This is a genomic window from Actinorhabdospora filicis (assembly GCF_030269765.1).
In the GTDB taxonomy this organism is placed as follows: Bacteria; Actinomycetota; Actinomycetes; order Mycobacteriales; family Micromonosporaceae; genus Actinorhabdospora; species Actinorhabdospora filicis.
The window spans coordinates 65,824-83,677 of sequence record NZ_BSTX01000008.1; the positions used below are offsets into that span (position 1 = coordinate 65,824).

The 17,854-nt window shown below is 71.8% G+C and carries 16 protein-coding genes and 1 pseudogene; 9 read left to right on the top strand and 8 right to left on the bottom strand.

Translation table 11 applies throughout. The features are described from left to right. Window positions 1-101: 101 nt before the first annotated feature. Window positions 102-356, top strand: a complete 255-nt coding sequence (locus QSK10_RS33100) for a hypothetical protein (RefSeq protein WP_285667493.1) — start codon at window positions 102-104, stop codon at window positions 354-356. 102 nt (window positions 357-458) lie between these two features. Here the strand turns inward: QSK10_RS33100 and QSK10_RS33105 are convergent, their stop codons facing one another. The 5 genes and pseudogenes from QSK10_RS33105 to QSK10_RS33125 form a co-directional block, all read right to left on the bottom strand. Further along, window positions 459-1,079 (bottom strand): MarC family protein, encoded by a 621-nt coding sequence (locus QSK10_RS33105; RefSeq protein ID WP_285667494.1) that lies wholly within the window; start codon window positions 1,077-1,079, stop codon window positions 459-461. A gap of 63 nt (window positions 1,080-1,142) precedes the next feature. Beyond that, window positions 1,143-2,360: a hypothetical protein gene (locus QSK10_RS33110; protein WP_285667495.1), complete on the bottom strand. Its 1,218-nt coding sequence runs from the start codon at window positions 2,358-2,360 to the stop codon at window positions 1,143-1,145. Further along, complete coding sequence (locus QSK10_RS33115; protein ID WP_285667496.1) at window positions 2,357-2,902, bottom strand: SigE family RNA polymerase sigma factor; 546 nt, start codon at window positions 2,900-2,902, stop codon at window positions 2,357-2,359. Before QSK10_RS33115 ends, QSK10_RS33110 begins: the two co-directional genes overlap by 4 nt. A gap of 245 nt (window positions 2,903-3,147) precedes the next feature. Further along, the gene (locus QSK10_RS33120; RefSeq protein ID WP_285667497.1) at window positions 3,148-3,453 is read right to left on the bottom strand and encodes a translation initiation factor 2; all 306 of its coding nucleotides are present in this window, start codon (window positions 3,451-3,453) and stop codon (window positions 3,148-3,150) included. 286 nt (window positions 3,454-3,739) lie between these two features. Then, window positions 3,740-5,452, bottom strand: a pseudogene (locus tag QSK10_RS33125) (DEAD/DEAH box helicase); the annotation flags it as partial. Between the two features lie 286 nt (window positions 5,453-5,738). Here QSK10_RS33125 and QSK10_RS33130 point away from each other — a divergent pair. Continuing rightward, window positions 5,739-6,425, top strand: a complete 687-nt coding sequence (locus QSK10_RS33130) for a ferritin-like fold-containing protein (RefSeq protein WP_285667498.1) — start codon at window positions 5,739-5,741, stop codon at window positions 6,423-6,425. A gap of 744 nt (window positions 6,426-7,169) precedes the next feature. On the opposite strand, the gene QSK10_RS33135 is transcribed toward QSK10_RS33130, so the two are convergent. Together QSK10_RS33135 and QSK10_RS33140 are read right to left on the bottom strand one after the other, a co-directional pair. Continuing rightward, window positions 7,170-7,394 (bottom strand): DUF3107 domain-containing protein, encoded by a 225-nt coding sequence (locus QSK10_RS33135; RefSeq protein WP_285667500.1) that lies wholly within the window; start codon window positions 7,392-7,394, stop codon window positions 7,170-7,172. Between the two features lie 56 nt (window positions 7,395-7,450). Continuing rightward, a complete protein-coding gene (locus tag QSK10_RS33140) occupies window positions 7,451-8,092 on the bottom strand; it encodes a TetR/AcrR family transcriptional regulator (RefSeq protein ID WP_285667502.1) in 642 nt (213 codons plus the stop codon). A 209-nt stretch (window positions 8,093-8,301) separates the two neighbouring features. Between QSK10_RS33140 and QSK10_RS33145 the strand changes: the two genes are divergently transcribed. Genes QSK10_RS33145 through QSK10_RS33160 form a run of 4 tightly spaced genes read left to right on the top strand, consistent with a single transcriptional unit; the run spans window position 8,302 to window position 11,453 of the window. Then, window positions 8,302-9,237, top strand: coding sequence for a hypothetical protein (locus QSK10_RS33145; protein WP_285667503.1), 936 nt, complete (start codon window positions 8,302-8,304; stop codon window positions 9,235-9,237). Continuing rightward, the gene (locus QSK10_RS33150) at window positions 9,234-10,253 is read left to right on the top strand and encodes an alpha/beta fold hydrolase (RefSeq protein WP_285667504.1); all 1,020 of its coding nucleotides are present in this window, start codon (window positions 9,234-9,236) and stop codon (window positions 10,251-10,253) included. The genes QSK10_RS33145 and QSK10_RS33150 overlap by 4 nt, the downstream gene beginning before the upstream one ends. Before the next feature lie 46 nt (window positions 10,254-10,299). Further along, entirely contained in the window at window positions 10,300-11,028 is a 729-nt protein-coding gene (locus tag QSK10_RS33155) for a DUF3152 domain-containing protein (protein WP_285667506.1), read from the top strand. Next, window positions 11,028-11,453 (top strand): hypothetical protein, encoded by a 426-nt coding sequence (locus QSK10_RS33160; protein ID WP_285667507.1) that lies wholly within the window; start codon window positions 11,028-11,030, stop codon window positions 11,451-11,453. The genes QSK10_RS33155 and QSK10_RS33160 overlap by 1 nt, the downstream gene beginning before the upstream one ends. Window positions 11,454-11,456: 3 nt before the next feature. Here the strand turns inward: QSK10_RS33160 and QSK10_RS33165 are convergent, their stop codons facing one another. Beyond that, window positions 11,457-12,014 carry a lamin tail domain-containing protein gene (locus tag QSK10_RS33165; RefSeq protein WP_285667508.1) on the bottom strand — a complete coding sequence of 186 codons (558 nt, stop codon included), beginning with the start codon at window positions 12,012-12,014 and terminating at the stop codon, window positions 11,457-11,459. Window positions 12,015-12,357: 343 nt separating this feature from the next. Between QSK10_RS33165 and QSK10_RS33170 the strand changes: the two genes are divergently transcribed. The 3 genes from QSK10_RS33170 (at window position 12,358) to QSK10_RS33180 (ending at window position 17,789) form a co-directional block, all read left to right on the top strand. Beyond that, window positions 12,358-12,993, top strand: a complete 636-nt coding sequence (locus QSK10_RS33170) for a lamin tail domain-containing protein (RefSeq protein WP_285667509.1) — start codon at window positions 12,358-12,360, stop codon at window positions 12,991-12,993. Between the two features lie 351 nt (window positions 12,994-13,344). Continuing rightward, complete coding sequence (locus QSK10_RS33175) at window positions 13,345-16,842, top strand: S8 family peptidase (protein WP_285667510.1); 3,498 nt, start codon at window positions 13,345-13,347, stop codon at window positions 16,840-16,842. A gap of 50 nt (window positions 16,843-16,892) precedes the next feature. Continuing rightward, window positions 16,893-17,789 carry a hypothetical protein gene (locus tag QSK10_RS33180; protein WP_285667511.1) on the top strand — a complete coding sequence of 299 codons (897 nt, stop codon included), beginning with the start codon at window positions 16,893-16,895 and terminating at the stop codon, window positions 17,787-17,789. The last annotated feature ends 65 nt before the right edge of the window (window positions 17,790-17,854 follow it).

Below are 17,854 nucleotides of genomic sequence, written 5' to 3' on the forward strand. Positions count from 1 at the left end.
CGCGTTCCCGGGCGGAGTGGCATCCTCCTCCCGCGTGGCCCTTCCCAATCGGCCGTTCACGCGTCAGAATCGATCAGTAACCCGCTGGGAGGAGCACACCGATGGGCCTACTGCGCTGGCTGCGCGGCGGCGACGACAATGACTCAAGTGTCGCCGCCATGTCCGCCGGGCTCGCCGAGCTGGAGGGCTTCGTCCAGCCGTCGAGGCGCAAGCAGACCGAGCTCATCCAGGAGCAGGAGCGGATGCGCGAGGACATCGGGAACGGACGCCAGTTCGACTCCCTCGACCTGGACTCCGGTGTCGCGGTCATCTACCGCCCGCGCAAGCGCGCCACCGAGGACGTCGCCGAGGCCTAGCCTCATCGCAGACCACCGAACGGCCCCCGCGAGCGGGGGCCGTTTCGCGTACAAAAAAGGAGCGCCGGGACCCGTTGGCCCCGGCGCCCGAACCCACCGCCGCTAGGCGGTGAACAGCTTGATGTACCCGTAGATGGACGAGGCGATCAGCTGGACGGCGATGGCCGCCAGCAGCAGACCCGCGATGCGCGTCAAGACCTCGATGCCGCCGCGCTTGATGAGCCGCACGATCACCGACGAGAACCGCATCGCCAGGTAGATGCCGATGTGCACGCCCAGGATCGCCAGCCCGACGCCCAGGTAACCGCCCGCGCCACCGGCGTCGTCGGCCTGCTGGACGAACAGGATCACCGCCACGATCGCGCCCGGCCCCGCCAGCAGCGGCGTGCCCAGCGGCACCAGGGCCACATTGGACGCCCCGGAGTGGTTCGGGTCGTCGGCCTTGCCGGTCAGCAGTTCCAGGGCCACCAGGAGCAGCAGGAGGCCGCCGGCGCCCTGCAGGGCCGGCAGGTCCACGTTCAGGTAGTGCAGGATCTGCTTGCCCGCGAGGGCGAACAGAGAGATGACGCCCAAAGAGAGCAGTGTTGCCTGTAGCGCGGCCTTGCTTCGCGCCTTGGCGTCCATGGCCCCGGTGAGCGCCAGAAAGATCGGCACTACGCCCGGCGGGTCCATGATCACGAACAAGGTCACGAAGGCCTCGCCGACGAGTGCGAATCCATTCACGAGATCTTGATAGCACCGCGTGAGGGATGGTGCACGTCGAACGGGAGTCCGGGGCGACGCCCGTCACGAACCGTAGCGGGGCACCGGCGTGGCGACCGGTCCGTCCGGTAGGGACACCCGTTCGAGGGACTGGTCGCCCGGGTCGTACGCCCACCAGCCGTCACTGTTGACCAGCAGCAGCAGGTTGTCGCGGGTCCACACCGCGCCGGCCATCTCGTATCCCGGCGGGAGACTCAGCATGCTGCCGTGGTCGTCGGTCGGGGACAGGTCGCGGCTCAGGTCGATGGTGAGCGGCGCCACCCCCATGCCGGGCAGGGTGAGTGTCACGCAGACCAGCCACCGGCCGTCCGGTGAGACGCTGGCCGGGGACACCCGCATGTCGGTCTTGGCGTAGCAACGGGGCGTGGTGGTCTCCTTGAAGGACGACCGCACGTCGATCCCGACGATGCACATCTGGTCTCCGGCGAACTTCGCCATCGGCGTCTGCCCGAAGTCCTCTTTCGACGTGCCGAACATCTGCAGCTGCCGGTCGGGACCGGACGTGGTCTCGGCATTGGAGACCGGATTCCAGGCCTGCAGGACCCGTTTCGAGCCGAACACGATGTCTTCGCCCACCCAGCCGCCGAGATCGCTGCCCTCGGGGACGGCGCGCTCGCCGAGCTGCTCGCCGTTCGGCAGGGAGTAGACCCGCAGCCACGGCTTCTGCCCCGGGGTGACGAACGGGGCCATCACCGCGACCCGTTTGCCGTCGGCGCTCACACTGAACACGAGGTTGTTGTCCTCGGCCAGGGTGACCGGAGACCGCCCGGGCATGTAGAGGGACAGCCGCTGGGTACTGGCGGGAGTCTCGCCGTCGCGCTGCCCGCCGAAGTAGGTGAGGGCCAGGAAGCCGTCGGGTACGCGCGCGCCCTGCTGGACGTACCGGCCGTCCTCGGGCTCGATCTTCGTCCCGTCGGCGGCGCGGATGAACGACCTGCCGCCGTCCTTGGGAAGCACGAGCGCGTCGATCCCGTTGCCGGACGGAGTCGTGGTCGGCTGCGGACCGGCCGCCTCGTCGGTGGGGCCGGAGGGGCGCATGCCCGGCAGGACGCCCGTGACGGTCGCGATCGCCAGCACGATCACCACGAACGCGGTGGCGAGCCCGGCGGTGGCCGCGCGGCGGCGGCGGACGTGCCCGGCGCGCACCAGCACGCGGTCGGCGATGTCCGGTTCCTGCGCGGGCACGGGGTCCGCGCGGTCCTCGAACACGGCGCGCAGCCCGCGCTCCAGCTCTCGGGTCATGTGGCCGTCCGCCTCCTTCCAGGTGTGTCGAGGGCGGCCATTTCGATGCCGGCCTCGGCGAGGTACGTCCGCAGGTTCGACAGTGCCCGTGAGCACTGGCTCTTGACCGTTCCCGCGGCGATCCCCAGGACCCGGGCCGTCTCCGACTCGGACATGTCCTCATAGAAGCGCAGGACCAGCACCGCCCGTTGCTTGGGCGGCAGCTTGCGCACGAAACGCCACATCAGGTCCCGTTCGACGTGCTCGTCGGTGTGATCGTTCCCGAGGTGCTCGGGGAGGATCTCGGTCGGATGCTCATTGCGCCACATCCGCCGCCACCAGCTCACGTTCGTCGTGTACAGGACCCGCCTCGCGTACGCCTCGACCGAGCCGATGTCGCCGATGCGCTTCCACGCGAGGTAGGTCTTCGTCAGGGCGGTCTGCACCAGGTCCTCGGCCGTGGCCCAGTTACCGGTCAGCAGGTATGCCGCACGGTGCAGGGCAGCGGACCGGGCCGTGACGAAGTCACGGAAGTCGGCCTCGATCTTCTCCTTCGAATCCACTCGTCTCCCGGGGGTCTGTGGAGGTGAACGCGCTGGAGCGTAGGAAGGGTTGCTGAGAGGGGCATGAAATTTCTCAGCGCCGGGCGCCGCAATGCGCGCGGAAGGGACCCGAAACCTACCCGGAAAGGGCGACGCGTGTATACCCGGTAGGTGTGGGGAGAGTGAACGCGCAGGTCAGCGGGGTGTGCGTGGCTGAAAACCGCTTCAGCGTCCGGCGTGCCGACGCGGGGAACGTGACGACGCTCTCAGGTGATCGCGCGGACCAGCAGCACGAACAGGGCGACCACCATGACCGCGCCCGCCATGATCCCCACGCCCGCGGTGAACGTGCGGGCCTGGCGCTCGGCGACCTCGGCCGCGGCGACGTCCTGGGCGGGCAGCGCGCGGGGCGGGGCGGCGTTCACCAGGTGCGGGACGCTCCAGCCCGGCGGAGGCGGGGCCGCGCGCGGCGGCCCCTCATAACGGGACGGTGGTGGCGCCTGTGGCACCACCACCTCCATGGGGGTGGCGTCGCCGCTGGGGCGGCGCCACACCGCGTCGGGATCGGTCACGGGACCGATGGTATTACTAGCCCGCGTCGGGGCGGCGGCGCTGCTGACGGCGACGCGGGGTCCGGGTCTCCAGGACGCCCGTCTCGTCGACCGGGGGCAGCGAGGCGCCCGGGTCGGAGAACACCGGCACCAGCGGCGAGTGCAGCGGGTGCTTCGGCGCGGAGACCGGGGCCTCCTCGCGGACGGCGGGGACCTCGTCGCGGACGACGGGGGTCTCCTCGCGGACGGCCGGGGCCTCGTCCTGCGCGACCGGAGCCTGCCGGCGGGTGCGCGTACGGGCGGGCTTCTCCACGACCGGCTCGGCGACCAGGGTGTCGGCGTCCTGGGCGGCCGGCTCGCGCGGGGTCTCGTCCTGAACGGCGGGAGTCTGCGCGACGGGCGCCTGGCGGCGCGTGCGGGTACGGGCGGGCTTCTCCACGACGGGCTCGGCGACGAGCACGTCCTGAACGGCGGTGGCCTGGACGGCGGCGTCCACGGCCTCGACGGTGACCTCGTCGGTGCGCTGCGCGGGCGTCCGGCGGCGCTGGCGGCGGCGCTCGGTGCCCTCGCCCGACTCGGTGACCTCCGTGCGGGTGCGCGACGGACGCTCCGCCGAGCGCTCGCGGGCCGGGCGCTCACGCGACGGCCGCGACTCCGACTGGGAGCCCGCCGGGCTCTTCGCCCGGCGACGCGAACGGGAGGCCTTGCCGCCCTCGACGTCGATCTCCTCCTCCGCCGACAGGCCCTCGCGGGACCGGTCGCGCTTGGGGAGCTCGCTGGTCACGTCGGTGGGGATGTCCAGATCGGTGTAGAGGTGCGCCGAGGTGTGGTAGGTCTCGACGGGCTCCCCGAGGTTCAGTTCGAGGGTCTTGTCGATGATCTTCCAGCGAGGCGCGTCCTCCCAGCTCACGAAGGTGATCGCGATACCGGTGGCGCCCGCGCGGCCGGTGCGGCCCCGCCGGTGCACGTAGGTCTCGACGTCCTCGGGGCTGTCGTAGTTGATCACGTGCGTCACGTCGCGCACGTCGATGCCGCGCGCGGCGACGTCGGTGGCGACCAGGATGTCGATCTTCCCGTTGCGGAAGGCCCGCAGGGCCCGCTCGCGCGCCGACTGCCCGAGGTCGCCGTGCACCGCGCCCACCGCGAAGCCGCGGAAGTCGAGGTCGTCGGCGATGCGCTGGGCGTGCCGCTTGGTGCGGGAGAAGACGATCGTCAGACCGCGGTCCTTCGCCTGGAGGATCCGGGCGAGCACCTCGATCTTGTTGAGCGAGTGCGTCAGGTACGCCAGCTCGCGGACCTCCCCGCCGGAGGCGGCGGGGTCCACCGCCACGTCGGCGTGGATCGTCATCGGCTGGTGCAGGTAGCGGCGGGAGAGGGCCACGATCGAGTCGGGCATCGTCGCCGAGAACAGCATCGTCTGCCGCTCCTCGGGCAGTGCGCCCAGCAGCTTCTCGACGTCCTCGGCGAAACCGAGGTCGAGCATGCGGTCGGCCTCGTCCAGCACCACGATCTGGATGCCGTCGAAGCGCAGGTGCTTGGCCTTCATGAGGTCGATGAGGCGGCCGGGCGTGCCCACCACGATGTCGACGCCGGTGCGCAGCGCCTCGATCTGCGGCTCGTAGGCGCGCCCGCCGTAGACGGGCAGCACGCGGACGCCGCGCAGCTTGCCGGCCAGTTCGATGTCCCGCGAGACCTGGAGGCCCAGCTCACGCGTGGGGACGACGACCAGCGCCTGCGGGCGGCCGTCGGCGCCCTCGTCGGGACCGAGCACGCGCTCCAGGATCGGGATGCCGAAACCGAGGGTCTTGCCGGTGCCGGTGGGGGCGCGTCCGATGACGTCCGTGCCGCGCATCGCGATCGGGATCGCGTACTCCTGGATGGCGAACGCGCGGGTGATGCCCACCGCGTCCAGGGCCTCGACGGTCTCGGAGCGGACACCCAGCTCGGCGAGCGTGGGGCTGTCGGGGCGGACGGGAGCGACAGGGGTCAGCTCCCCGACCTCGGTCTCGTCGACCGGGATCTGATGTTCTGCATCGCTGTACAGTTCGATTTTCCTAACATGATGAGCCGGTCGCCGCACCGGTTCGCTTACGCCCGGTGTCGCTGTACCCGCTGGAGTGTTCCCGCCCTTTTCGTCTCCAGGGCGGCCGGTGATCCGACTGTCACGCGGATCTAAACTCCTCCATGGTACGTGGTCGCCGGGGAATGGCCAGCGCCTTACCAGTACAGGTGTGCTCCGTTTCATGCGCGCGTGTGGCTGATGTGACGTGGGACCACGGGAGTCGATTCTTCGATAGCCTCGCGGAGTGGCCACTTCCTCCGTTCCCTCCGGTCCCGTCTCCGGTCCCGCCGCCTCCCCTGACGCCGTCGCCGACCTGCTCGGGGCGCTGGCCTACGGGTCGCTCGTGGCCTTCGACCGGCTCGCCGCCGACGCCCTGCTCGCGCCCGACCTGACCCGGCGGGCCCGGCTGGCGGTCATGGCCGGGGCCGAGATCGGCAACTATCAGCGGCTCGCTTCACGCCTTTCGTCTCTCGGGGTCCGGCCCGCTTCCGCGATGGAGCCCTTTCAGGCGGCCCTGGACGCTTATCACGAGGCGACGGCGCCGCGGGACTGGCTCGAAGGGCTGGTCAAGGCTTATGTCGGGGACGGGATCACCGACGACTTCTACCGGGAGATCGCTCCGTTCCTGGGGGACGGGGACCGGGAGCTCGTGCTGGAGGTCCTGCACGACACCGAGTACGCCGAGTTCGCGGTGGGGGAGATCCGGGCGGCGATCGAGGCCGATCCCCGGGTGGCGAACCGGTTGGGGTTGTGGGCACGGAGGTTGGTGGGGGAGGCGATGACGCAGGCGCAGCGGGTGGCGGCGGAGCGGGACTCGCTGGTGGAGCTTGTGGTGGCGGGGACGGGGGATTTGGTGGGGGTGGGGGCGCTGTTCAAGCGGTTGTCGCAGGGGCATGGGGAGCGGATGAGGGTGGTGGGGTTGAACAACTGAGGGTTCTTTTTGGGGGGTGGTCCGCTCGGCGCACCCAGCCCACCCAGCCCACCCAGCCCACCCAGCGCGAGCATCGCTACCACACACGGGGCCTTCCCTGGTGCGGCCGTCCCTCATCACCCGAGGCCGTTTCACCCGGCCTTCGTGGCCGTCTTCAGGCCGGAGGTCGTGGGTTTCCGACGCCTGTTGCCGCCCTCGGTGCTTCTTGTCTATCGCCCCGCGGATCGTTCGTGTTCGATGTATCCACTGCGTTGCGGCTAAGTGACGGTCACCCTCTGGCCTGGGCTTTCAGCCCTCGTCCCCGACCAGGACGCTGTCCTGGACCTGGGCCTCTCTCGGGAGGCGTCTCCTCCTCTGGTCGGCTGTCGTGACGGTGAACGAGGAACCTGGGGGTGTCAAGACGGAAGGGCGTGTCTTGACACCCCCAGAACCCTCGTTCCAAGGCCCATCCCGGCCGACCGACGGAGGATCCACCTCTCCTATCCCGGGTCGCTGTTTCCGCGCGGGCTGGTCTTCGGCCCGGCTCAGTTTTGCGGCCTGCGTCCGGTCTTCGACCCGGCTCTAGAACAACAAGCCGACTCCCCACCCGGGTTTTGACCCCGTTGCCCGCCAGTCACCGCGCCCGGCCCAGTTCCCCACCCCGCCCTGCCCCACCCATCCCCCGAACGCACCAACGCCACGCCCCTTCGGGCGTGGCGTTGAAGCTTGTGCGCTTGCTCTATGGCCGTTCGTGTCGCGTCGGCTTTAGCTGACGGTGAAGCCCACCGTGCGCTGGGTCTGCTCCGCGATTTCCACGTAGGCGATCTTCCCGACGGGGATGATCACCGTGCGGCCGGTCTTGTCGCTCAGGCGGAGCAGTCCGTTGCCTTCGAGGGCTTCCGCGACGGTCTTGTGGACCTCGTCGGCGGACTGGGCACTGTCCACAACCAGCTCGCGCGGCGCGTACTGAACGCCGATCTTGACCTCCACGGGCCCTCCTACCGCAATATCGAATGATCGCCACAAAGGCTATCCGGCGGCGGCCGTTATCGGCCTTCGCTGTCGCGTGTGTCATCTCCGTGCTGAAGCGGGAATCTTGAGATGCCCCGCCAGGACAGGGTCGCCAGGAGTTCCACCGCTTCTTCCTTCGGGACGGCTCGTTTCGACGAGAGCCAGTAGCGGGCGGCGATCTCGGCGGCGCCGGTGAGGCCGACGGCCAGGAGTTCCGCCCTTTCGCGGGTGGCGCCGGTGTCGGCCATGATCGTGTCGGCGATGGCCGAGGAGCATCCTCGTTCCACGCGTAGCATGCGCTCGGCGACGGCGGGGTCGTTGCGGAGGTCGGATTCGAACACGAGCCTGAAGGCCTCGCCCTGGGCGTCGACGAAGTCGAAGTACGCCTGCATGGCGCGGTGGACGCGTTCCTTGTTCTCGGTCGTGCCGGCCATCGCGGAGCGGACGGTGTTGACGAGGTTGTCGCCGTGGACGTCCAGGAGGGCCAGGTAGAGGTCGAGCTTGCTGGGGAAGTGCTGGTAGAGCACCGGCTTCGATACGCCCGCCCGCTCGGCGATGTCGTCCATGGCCGCGGCGTGGTAGCCGCGTGCGACGAACACCTCCTGCGCCGCCTCCAGCAGCTGGCGTCGGCGTTCGGGTCGGGGCATGCGGACACTGCGGCCGTCGGTCAGCGCCATGAGCGTTCGGCGGACCCCTCGTTCGGGGATGCGCCTCCTCCTTCCGATGAACAACGTTAGCGGCCTGCCGGAGCCCGTGGGATCGCGCTCGGTTAGCGGGAGTGGTGCGTTGGCGGTAATGTGCTGACAGACCGGGCGAGGAGTGCGTCGTGTACGAGCAGGATCGGCGCGATACCGACATGGGTCGCGCGTCGCAGGACAATGCCGTCGTGGCGCCCGTGAGGCGCTACGAGACGTCGCGCCGCGCCTCCGAGAACGACGAGCCCGAGACGACCGTGACGCCCGTCGCCCCCGTGCCGCGGGCGCGGCGCCACCGCTACGCCGACGAGCCGGAACCGGCCGCCCCGGTCGCCGAGGCCGCCGTGGACGCCCAGCTCAACCGGATAGCGGCGTTCTTCCGCGGTGCCGACCAGGAGCGCAAGGCCACCGCGGGTGACGGCTTGGCGCTGTGGGACAGCGCCGCCACGCAGGAGATCCGCCCGCCGGCCTACCAGCCGGAGGTCGTCACCACCGGCGAGGCGACCCCGACCGAGGACGACGCGGTGCTGGTCGCCGTGCGCGAGCTGCCCGGCGTCAACGACGCCGAGCTGTACACCGACGCCACCGGTACCCGGCGTTTGCGGCTCGACCTGGACTCCGCCGCCGACCCGGACGTGGTCTCGGCCGCCGCCGCGCGGCTGCTCGCCGACCGGCTGGGCGTGCGGGCGCAGCCGCGCACCACGCAGTCCTTCTCGTTCCCGCGCCCGCCGGTTGGGCTCACCAGCCGCGCGGTCGTCGAGCAGGTCTCGGTGGCCACCGCCGGGTTCGAGACCGCCGTCGAGGTCGCGCTGAACGTGGACGGGCAGGTCGCCATCGGGCGCGCCGCCGGACCGGCCGTCGACTGGCACGTGCTGCGCACCGCCGCCGACGCCACCGTCGACGCCGTCGCCGGGCTCATCGGCGAGCGCGGGCGGGCCGTGGTCGAGCACGCCTCCGTCGTCCCGGCCGGGGCCCTGCGGGTCGCGGTCGTGGTGGTGCTGCTGCTGACCGAGGCCGGTGCCGAGCAGCTCGCGGGCGCCGCGCCGGTCGCGGGTGACTCGCGGCAGGCGATGGTGCACGCGACCATGTCCGCCCTCAACCGCCGGCTGGAGGTGCTGCTGCCGTGAAACGAGCCGTGATCGCCCCGGATGAGGCCGTGCCGAGCATCGAGGTTCAGCACGGGCCGTGGCCGGGCCGCGATCACCTCATCGACGGCATGCACACCTTCGTCCGCGAGACGCCGCCGACCGCGCCGGGTGCCGAGCCCGCGCTGTACGTGCACGGCCTGGGCGGGTCCGCGCAGAACTGGACCGACCTCGCCGACGTCCTCGCCACCCGTCTCGACGGGCAGGCCATCGACCTGCCGGGTTTCGGCCGCAGTGAACCCTCCCGGCGGTACACGATCCCGGCCATGGCCGAGCGTGTCATCAGCTGGATCGAGTTCGCCCAGCGTGGGCCGGTGCACCTGTTCGGCAACTCCCTCGGCGGGGCGGTGTCGGTGTACGTGGCCGGGAAGCGGCCCGATCTGGTGCGGAGCCTGACGCTGATCAGCCCGGCCATGCCGTTCCTGGACCCGTCGCGCTCGGTGCACTCGCGCATGGTGCCGCTGCTGGCCATCCCGCGCGCCGACCGCATCGCCATTCGCGCACTGGCGCGCATGACGCCCGCGCAGCTGGTCGACCAGGTCGCGCAGAACTGCTGGGCCGACCCGAGCACGATCACCGAGGTCCGGCGCGCCGAGGCCGTCGCCGAACTCGAATACCGGATGAGCCTGCCCTGGCACGCCGACGCCTACGTGCGTTCCTTCCGGGGTCTGGTCTCGTCCTTCATCCGCGCCTACCTGCCCGGTTCGGGCTCGCTGTGGCGCCTGGCGGGGCACGTGACGGCGCCGACTCTGGTCGTGTGGGGCAAACAGGACAAGCTCGTCGACGTCCGGCTCGCCCCGCAGGTGGCCCGCGCGATCCCCGACTCACGCATGTTGATCTTGGACAAGGTGGGGCATCTCGCGCAAATGGAGGCGCCACGCGCCGTGGCGCGCGCCTTCGTGGGGATGTTGGATGAGATCATGAGAGGCGATGTCGACGACTCGCCGAGCAGCAGCAGCCCCAGCGCCGCCCCGGCAGCGGAGCCGCGGGGCAACTAGGCCCACGCGCCTCTCGCGCCGACGCAGGGCGCGTCTTCGGCGTACCGTGCTGCTGGCGATCTCGTTCGTCACGCTGATCATCGTGACCGTCGCCCTGTTCCGCACCGGCCAGGGCGAGGCCGAACCCGAGGCCGCCCCGCCCGCGCCCGCGCCGACCGCGACGGCGTCCGCCGCGCAGCCGCCCGCCCCGTCCCCGTCGCCCTCGCCGTCCCCGACGGTGGTCGACAAGGGCAAGGGCACCTGGTCCTACGCCGGCGGCGGCGACCGGCACGGCGACAAGGGCACGCTCATGCGCTACCGCGTCGCCGTCGAGGACGGCATCCAGCAGGACGTCGCGCCCTTCGCCGAGACCGTGGAGACCGCCTTCGCCGACGAGCGCGGCTGGTCCGGCGGCGGCGAATGGCGCCTCCAGCGCGTCGCCAAGGGCGAGGCCGCCGACTTCACCATCTACCTGGCCTCCCCGAAGACCCGCGCGGTCCTGTGCGCCGCCGACGACTACTACACCTCCTGCCGCAACGGCGACCGCGTCGTGGTCAACCTCGCGCGCTGGATCGAGGGCGTCCCCGACTACGGCGCGCCCCTGGACGTCTACCGTCTCTACGTCGTCAACCACGAGAGCGGACACGCCCTCGGCCACGGCCACGAGCTGTGCCCGAAGAAGGGCGAGCTCGCGCCCGTGATGCAGCAGCAGACCCTCGGCCTGCACGGCTGCACGGCGAACGCGTGGCCTTATCCGAACGGCAGATACCACTCGGGACCCTCGGGGGAGTACTGATGAGCGCGCTACCGGTCGAGGACGCCGCCGACGTCCTGGAGAAGCTCCTGGAGACGCCCGACGCCGACGGCGTCCTGTCGGCCGTGCGCCGCTTCGCCGCGGTGGAGTTCGACGCGGTGAGCGACGACTTCGCCTTCGAGTACGGGACCCTCGACTGGGGTGACGGGCCCTTCTTCGCCGTCGGGTTCTCCCGTCAGCTGGAGCCCGCCGATGAGGAGCTGGACGTGGTCCAGGCCCGCGTCGAGTTGCAGTTCGAGGTCGACGCCGAGCTCATCGGCGCCGGTGACTGGGGCAGCGAGTGGACCGCCGGTGGCGCGAAGTCCTTCGACCAGTGGCTGGACGCGGTGGCGGCCAAGCCGATCTGGGCGCTGGTGCGCGGCCGGACCGTCCGCGCGGTCGAGGTCGCGCAGGACGGCGTCTTTTAGGCGTCAGCCGCCCGGGGTCGCCCTGGCGCAGCGGAAGTCCACCGCGTTGCGGTCGGAGTCGGGGCCGAGGCCGTCGCGTTCGTCGGCCTCGCCGGACGCCCACGCGCACGCCGGTGCCGGTTCGCCCTCGGTGCAGTCGAGCCCGGGGCCGAGGCCGAGTCCGTCGACGATGACGCCGGAGGCGTCGGTCAGCAGCCAGCCGCCGCGTGTGGAGACGTCGGCGCCGTAGCGCAGGTCGGGCATCTGCCCGCCGGCGTAGGCGCGGCGGGGCCGGAAGCCTGGCCCGGCCAGCAGGCGGCGCGCGCCGGGCGCGAGGGACGTCCCCGGAGGCAGGGTGGCGATGACGGTGGTGAGCCCCGGCGCGGAGCAGACCGCCAGGCGCCAGCCGGAGACGTCGGCGGTGGACGCGGTGGGGTTGCGCAGTTCGAGGTACTCGTCGGTGGCGCCGCCGGGTCCGGCGGGCGCGGCTTCGCTGATGACGACGCCGGGGGTGGCGGGTACCGGGGCCATCGGGGTGAGGGACGCGCATATCAGGGCGGGTATGAGGGCACCGTTCTTCACTGTTCTTCTCTTTCCCTGTCCGTAATCGGCGGGTGGCGAGTGGATGTCATCCGCTCCCTATCATGTTGTGCCCCGGCCGGAGTCGGTCACGGAGGATTAAGGCCCGAATGTGGCACATCCGGGGACCCCGTTCCGGGGGCCAGTAGAGTGGCCCCCTTTCGCCATTGGCGGGATTCGGTCAGGGTGTTGATGAGACTCGAATCGGGTCGCGCTCGAACGGATTCGGCGTGAAAGCAGAGCCGGTGATCCGGTTGTCGCGGCCTTTGGGGGCGCCCCCATTCCACCGAAATTCTGTCCCCACCCCCGGAAATGAGTTCGACCCGGGTGGCAGAAAGGAAAGCTCATGCGCAAGCTCCTCGCCCTGGCCGCTTCGGCCGGTATGATCCTCGCCCTCGGCGTGGCCGGTACGGCCAGTGCCTCCGCCGACTCCGGCACCGACCGGGTCATCACCCCCAAGCAGTCGATGACCGTCGTCATCAACGAGGTCCAGACCCACGGCCTGAGTGCCGGCGACCAGTTCGTCGAACTTCGCAACGTCTCCCCGAACAGCATCGACCTGGCGGGCTACCAGCTCCTGCGCTGCGAGACCTCGGGCAACGAGACCGTCATCCAGACCTTCGGTCCCGGGACCGTCCTGGCGCCCTACGGCCAGATCGGCCAGCACCTGCTGATCGCGCCCTCCGCCGTCAAGGGCGTCGCCCCCGACGTCATCGCCTCGCCGAGCATCTCCCAGCAGGGCGGCGCGATCCTGCGCACCCCGTTCAACAACGGTGGCCAGAAGGTCGACGGCGTGGGCTTCTCCCCGCTGGCCGGATCCTGCCTGGAGCAGACGAACGCGTCCGGCCCGGCCGCGTCGGTGCCCGTGTTCAACACGTGGAACCTGTCCGCGCAGCGCAACCACACCGCGACCGACACCGACACCAACTCGATCGACTTCGGCCTGATCACCCGCAGCCCGCAGAACCGTTTCTCGGTCTGATCCTCCATCGCGACGCCGAGTGAGCCGGGGAAGACCCTTCCTCTTCCCCGCCCGGGCCGCCCTCTCGGGGCGGCCCGGGTCGTACTGTCGGGGCCGGACGAACAAATGGCGAAATTGCGCCAGCGGCCGGTTTCGGTCAGGTTCAGATCTTTTTCACCAGCCGGACACGTGTCACACTCGCTGCACACCGGCTTGGAAAAGAGCCGATCGGCATACAGTGCGAAAAAGAGGAGCGGCACCATGTCTCCCCCCGGCGAAGGATGCGCGCCGACCGGCCGGCGCGTAAATGACACACGGTTCTGGATCAGGCGGTCGTGCGCATTCGCGCTCTGTGGCCTGATCGTTTTTTCGATGCAATCGGTGACGGGGGCCGCGGCGGCCGCCGCTCCCGTTTCCCCCTGGCGGCCGCCTTCGGCACCAGCCGCCGACACCGCGGTCACGCTGATCACCGGCGACACGATTCAATACCATCTCGATTCCGGCGGCCGTCCCGTCTTCACCGCCACCCCGGCGCCCAGAAGCGACGGGCGGACCGTGGCCTTCCACGCCGAGGGCGGCCCCGGCGACTTCCACGTGTACCCCGACGACGCGGTGCCGCTGCTGTCGGCGGGCGTGCTGGACCGCGACCTGTTCGACCTGCCCGGATTAGTCGCGCAGGGCCTGTCGGACGCCGCCAGCGACAGCATCCCGGTGATCGTCGGCTACGCCGGTGACCCGGGCGCGGCCCGGTTGCGCGCCGACACCGACGCGCTGCCCGCCACCGAGGACGTCGTCGCGCTGGCCAGCGTGGACGGCGCGGGCGCGGCGGTGCGGCGGGCGCACGCGGCGTCCTTCTGGTCGGCGCTGACCGCCCGCTCCCTGGACCGCCGGGTCGCCTCGGTGTCCCTCGACCACCGCGTCACCGCCGTCCTGGACCGCTCGGTCCCGCAGATCGGGGCCCCGGAGGCCTGGGCGGCCGGGTACACCGGCGCGGGCGTCACGGTGGCCGTGCTGGACACCGGCGTCGACGCCACCCACCCCGACCTGGCGGGCAAGATCGCCGCCGAGCAGAACTTCACCGCCGATCCCACCGCCGCCGACGGCAACGGGCACGGCACGCACGTCGCGTCCACCATCGCGGGCAGCGGCAGCGCCTCCAACGGCCGCTACAAGGGCGTGGCACCCGACGCCAAACTCATCAGCGGCAAGGTTCTCGGCGCCGACGGCAACGGGCTGGAGTCGTGGATCATCGCCGGGATGGAGTGGGCCACCCGCAACGGCGCCTCCGTGGTGAACCTGTCGGTCGGCGGGCGCGTCACCGACGGCCGCGACCCCCTGGCGCGGGCCGTGGACGACCTCACCGCCCGCACCGGCACCCTGTTCGTCATCGCGGCGGGCAACAGCGGCCCCGGCGGGCCGCTGATCAGCACCCCCGGCGCGGCCACGTCGGCGCTGACCGTGGGCGCGGTCGACAAGGGCGACGCGATGGCGTCGTTCTCCTCGCGCGGGCCCCGGGTCGGCGACCACGCCGTCAAACCCGAGATCACCGCGCCCGGCGTCAACATCGTGGCCGCCCGCGCCAAGGGCACCGCCCAGGGCACCCCCGTCGACGCGTTCTACACCGCCCTCAACGGCACCTCGATGGCCACACCGCACGTGGCGGGCGCGGCGGCGCTGCTGCGCCAGGCGCGTCCGGACCTGTCCGGGCCCGCCCTGAAGGACGCGCTGGTCTCGGCGGCGGCCGACAAGGGCGCGGCCTGGTTCGCGCAGGGCACCGGGCGCGTGGACGTTCCGCACGCCATCAACACGCCCGTGCGGGCCTCGGCCTCGGTGAACCTGGGCGACCTGACCACCGCGACGGCGCCGTCCACCGCCACCCTCACCTACACCAACGACACCGGCACCTCGCTCCCGCTGGCGCTGACGGCGAAGGTCGCCGACCGCACCGGCGTCCCCGCCACGGGCCTGAGCCTGTCGGCGACCTCGGTGACGGTGCCCGCGCACGGCTCGGCCCAGATCGCGGTGAGCGTCGATCCGGCGGCCGTCGCGCAGGGCGTCTTCGGCGGGACGATCACCGCCACCGGGCCGGGCGTGTCGCTGCGCACCGGCGTCGGCTACGGGCTCAGCCGCGAGAACCGGCTCACGGTCAACGTGGTCGACTCCACCGGCGCGGCCGCGTCCTACCCCTGGCCGATCGTGCTCATGCACGACGACTACGACCCGGCGAACCCCGTCGGGCGCCCGCAGTACCTCCTCGGCCCCGAGGGCGGCGAGGCCACCGAGTACGTCCCCGACGGGGTGTACACCGCGATGACCACCGTCTACGAGGGGACCGCGCCGGACTTCCGCCGCGCCAGCCTCCTGGCGGCCGTCGAGGTGCGCGTCACCGGGAACACCGCAATCACCCTGGACGCCCGCGCGGCGGTCGAGCTGGCGGCCCGCGCGCCGCAGGCGACCGACATGCGCATGCACTCCTACGCGATGACGCGGCACTGGGCGAAGCTGGACCTGTCCTACTCGATGGCCGGATACGCCATCGGCAAGACCTATCCCGTACTGGCCTCACCGGCCGCGCCCGGCGCGCTGGCGCCGATCTCACTGCACGACCACTGGGTCCTGGCGCAGCCGAAACCGCTGCGGCCGGTGCCCTACACCAACGGGCAACTGTCCTACAGCGACGCTCCCGGCTACATCTACAACCTCCAGTTCGCCTACCTCAACGGCGTTCCGGCGAACCTGTCGCGCGCGGTGACCAACCGGGACCTGGTGAGCACCCGCGTCCTCTACCACTCGGAGAACCCCGGCGCGCTGCTCCAGCGCGCCTACACCGCGATGGCCCCGACCCTGGGCGTCCTGTGGAACCCGATCATCTACCTCGTGCCCGGTGAGGTCACCGAGTACGTCCTGGCCGACGACCACCTGACCTGGGACCGCTACGCCAACCTGTTCCGCAACCCCAGCGCCTCGGTCCAGTACACCTACCCGCTCTACTCGCGCGAGACCTTCCGCTCGGCCGAGGCCGGGACGCGGCGGCCCGACGAGCACTGGTTCGAGGCACCGGCCCGCGTCGGCGCCCTCGACGTCCCCGATCCCTTCCGCGCCAACCCGATGGGCTACACCCGCGAGGCCTTCGCCATCCGCGGCGGACCCGACGGCGACCAGTTCCTGCCCGGCGCGCAGGCCCTCGGGAACGCCCCCGGCAGCGGCATGACCTACTTCGGCCCGGCCGACATGTACGCCCGCTGGCGCATGTGGAACACCGGCACCGGAACCGAGCTGCCCGTCGACTGGTCCGCCTGGGGCTACGCGCTCCCGGTGTTCCACCTCGACCCGGCCGCGGCCGGCTACCGCCTCGAAGCGGTGGACCGGGCGCCCGCCGACAAGGTGGGCGACCTGTTCCGCACCGCCCCGACCGCCACCACCGTGTGGACCTTCCGCTCCGCCCGCTCCGACGCCGCGGTGCCCGACGGGTACGTGTGCGGCGTCCCCAACCGGATCGACGGCGGCTACTGGATCGGCGACGTGTGCCGCTTCCAGCCGCTCATCCAGCTCGGCTACGACCTCGGCCTCGACCTGCGCGACCGGGCGCCGGCCGGCCGCGCCCACACCATCACCGTGCGCGCCGGGACGCACTCCCAGGCGTCCGGGCCGCCGGTGGTCTCGCTGACGGTGGAGACCTCCACCGACGGCGGGAAGACCTGGACGGCCGCCCGGCCCACCGGGCCGATGCGGGACGGGACGCTCACCGCGATCGTCAAGCACCCGCCGCTGGACCGCACCGACGGTTTCGTCTGGCTGCGGGTCAAGGCGGCCGACGCCTCCGGCGGCACCGTCGAATCCACCGTTCAGCGCGCCTATGAACTGACCTGACCCCGACCGCGCCGCGGCCCCCGGGCCGCGGCGCACACCTTTGGAGACCCATGCAGACCCGCCGGATCCTCATCGCCGCCGCCCTCAGCGCGCTCGCGCTGACCGCCCTGCCCGCCGCCGCGTCCGCCCGCCCCGCCGCGTCCTGCGCCGGGACCGCCGCCGACCTGACCGTCCACGGCGACCTCCTGGTCCCGCCGGGCGCGTCCTGCCGCCTGACCCGCGTCACCGTCACCGGGCGGGTCACCGTCGCGCCCGGCGCGAACCTCGTCCTGGAGACCACCACCGTCCACGGTGGACTCGCCGCCGAATCGAACGCCTTCGTCGCCGCCGAGGCGTCCACCGTGCGCGGACGCGTCCGGCTCACCGCCGCCTACGGCCTCGACGCCCACGGCGGCCGCCTCCACGCCCCCGTCACCGCCGAGAACACCGGATTCCTCTACGCCACCGGAACCGCCCTCGACTCCCTCACCTCCACCGGCGGCGAGACCTACCTCGCCTCGGCCCGCGTGGACGGGCGCGTCAGCACCCGCGACGACCGCTTCACCGACCTCGACGACACCGTCGTCCTCGGCTCTCTCAGCATCACCGGACCCGCCCAGGGCGCGCGGCTGTGCGCGTCCGAAGTGGACGGCGACGTCACCGTCACCGGCGCCCGCGGCCCGGTCCGCGTCGGCGGCGACTGCGGCTACGCCGTCCTCGGCGCCCGCCTCACCCTCACCGCCAACGCCGCCGTCGACGTCACCGGCAGCACCGTCCGCGGCCCGCTCTCCTGCCGCGACAACGCCACCGCCCCCACCGGCGGCGGCAACCGCCTGCGCGGCGGGGCGAGCGGGCAGTGCGCGACGCTCTCGGCGTCCCCACCCGCCCTCGCCGGGGGCCGCGCGTACGCCGACATCGCCGCGCGACTGGCGTCGGCACTGGCCGCCGCGACCGGCCCCGCCTTCTGAAGAACCGGTGGGGAACCGCGCGACGCGGGCCGTCCGGCGGTTCCCCGCCCCGCCCCCTGGTGCCA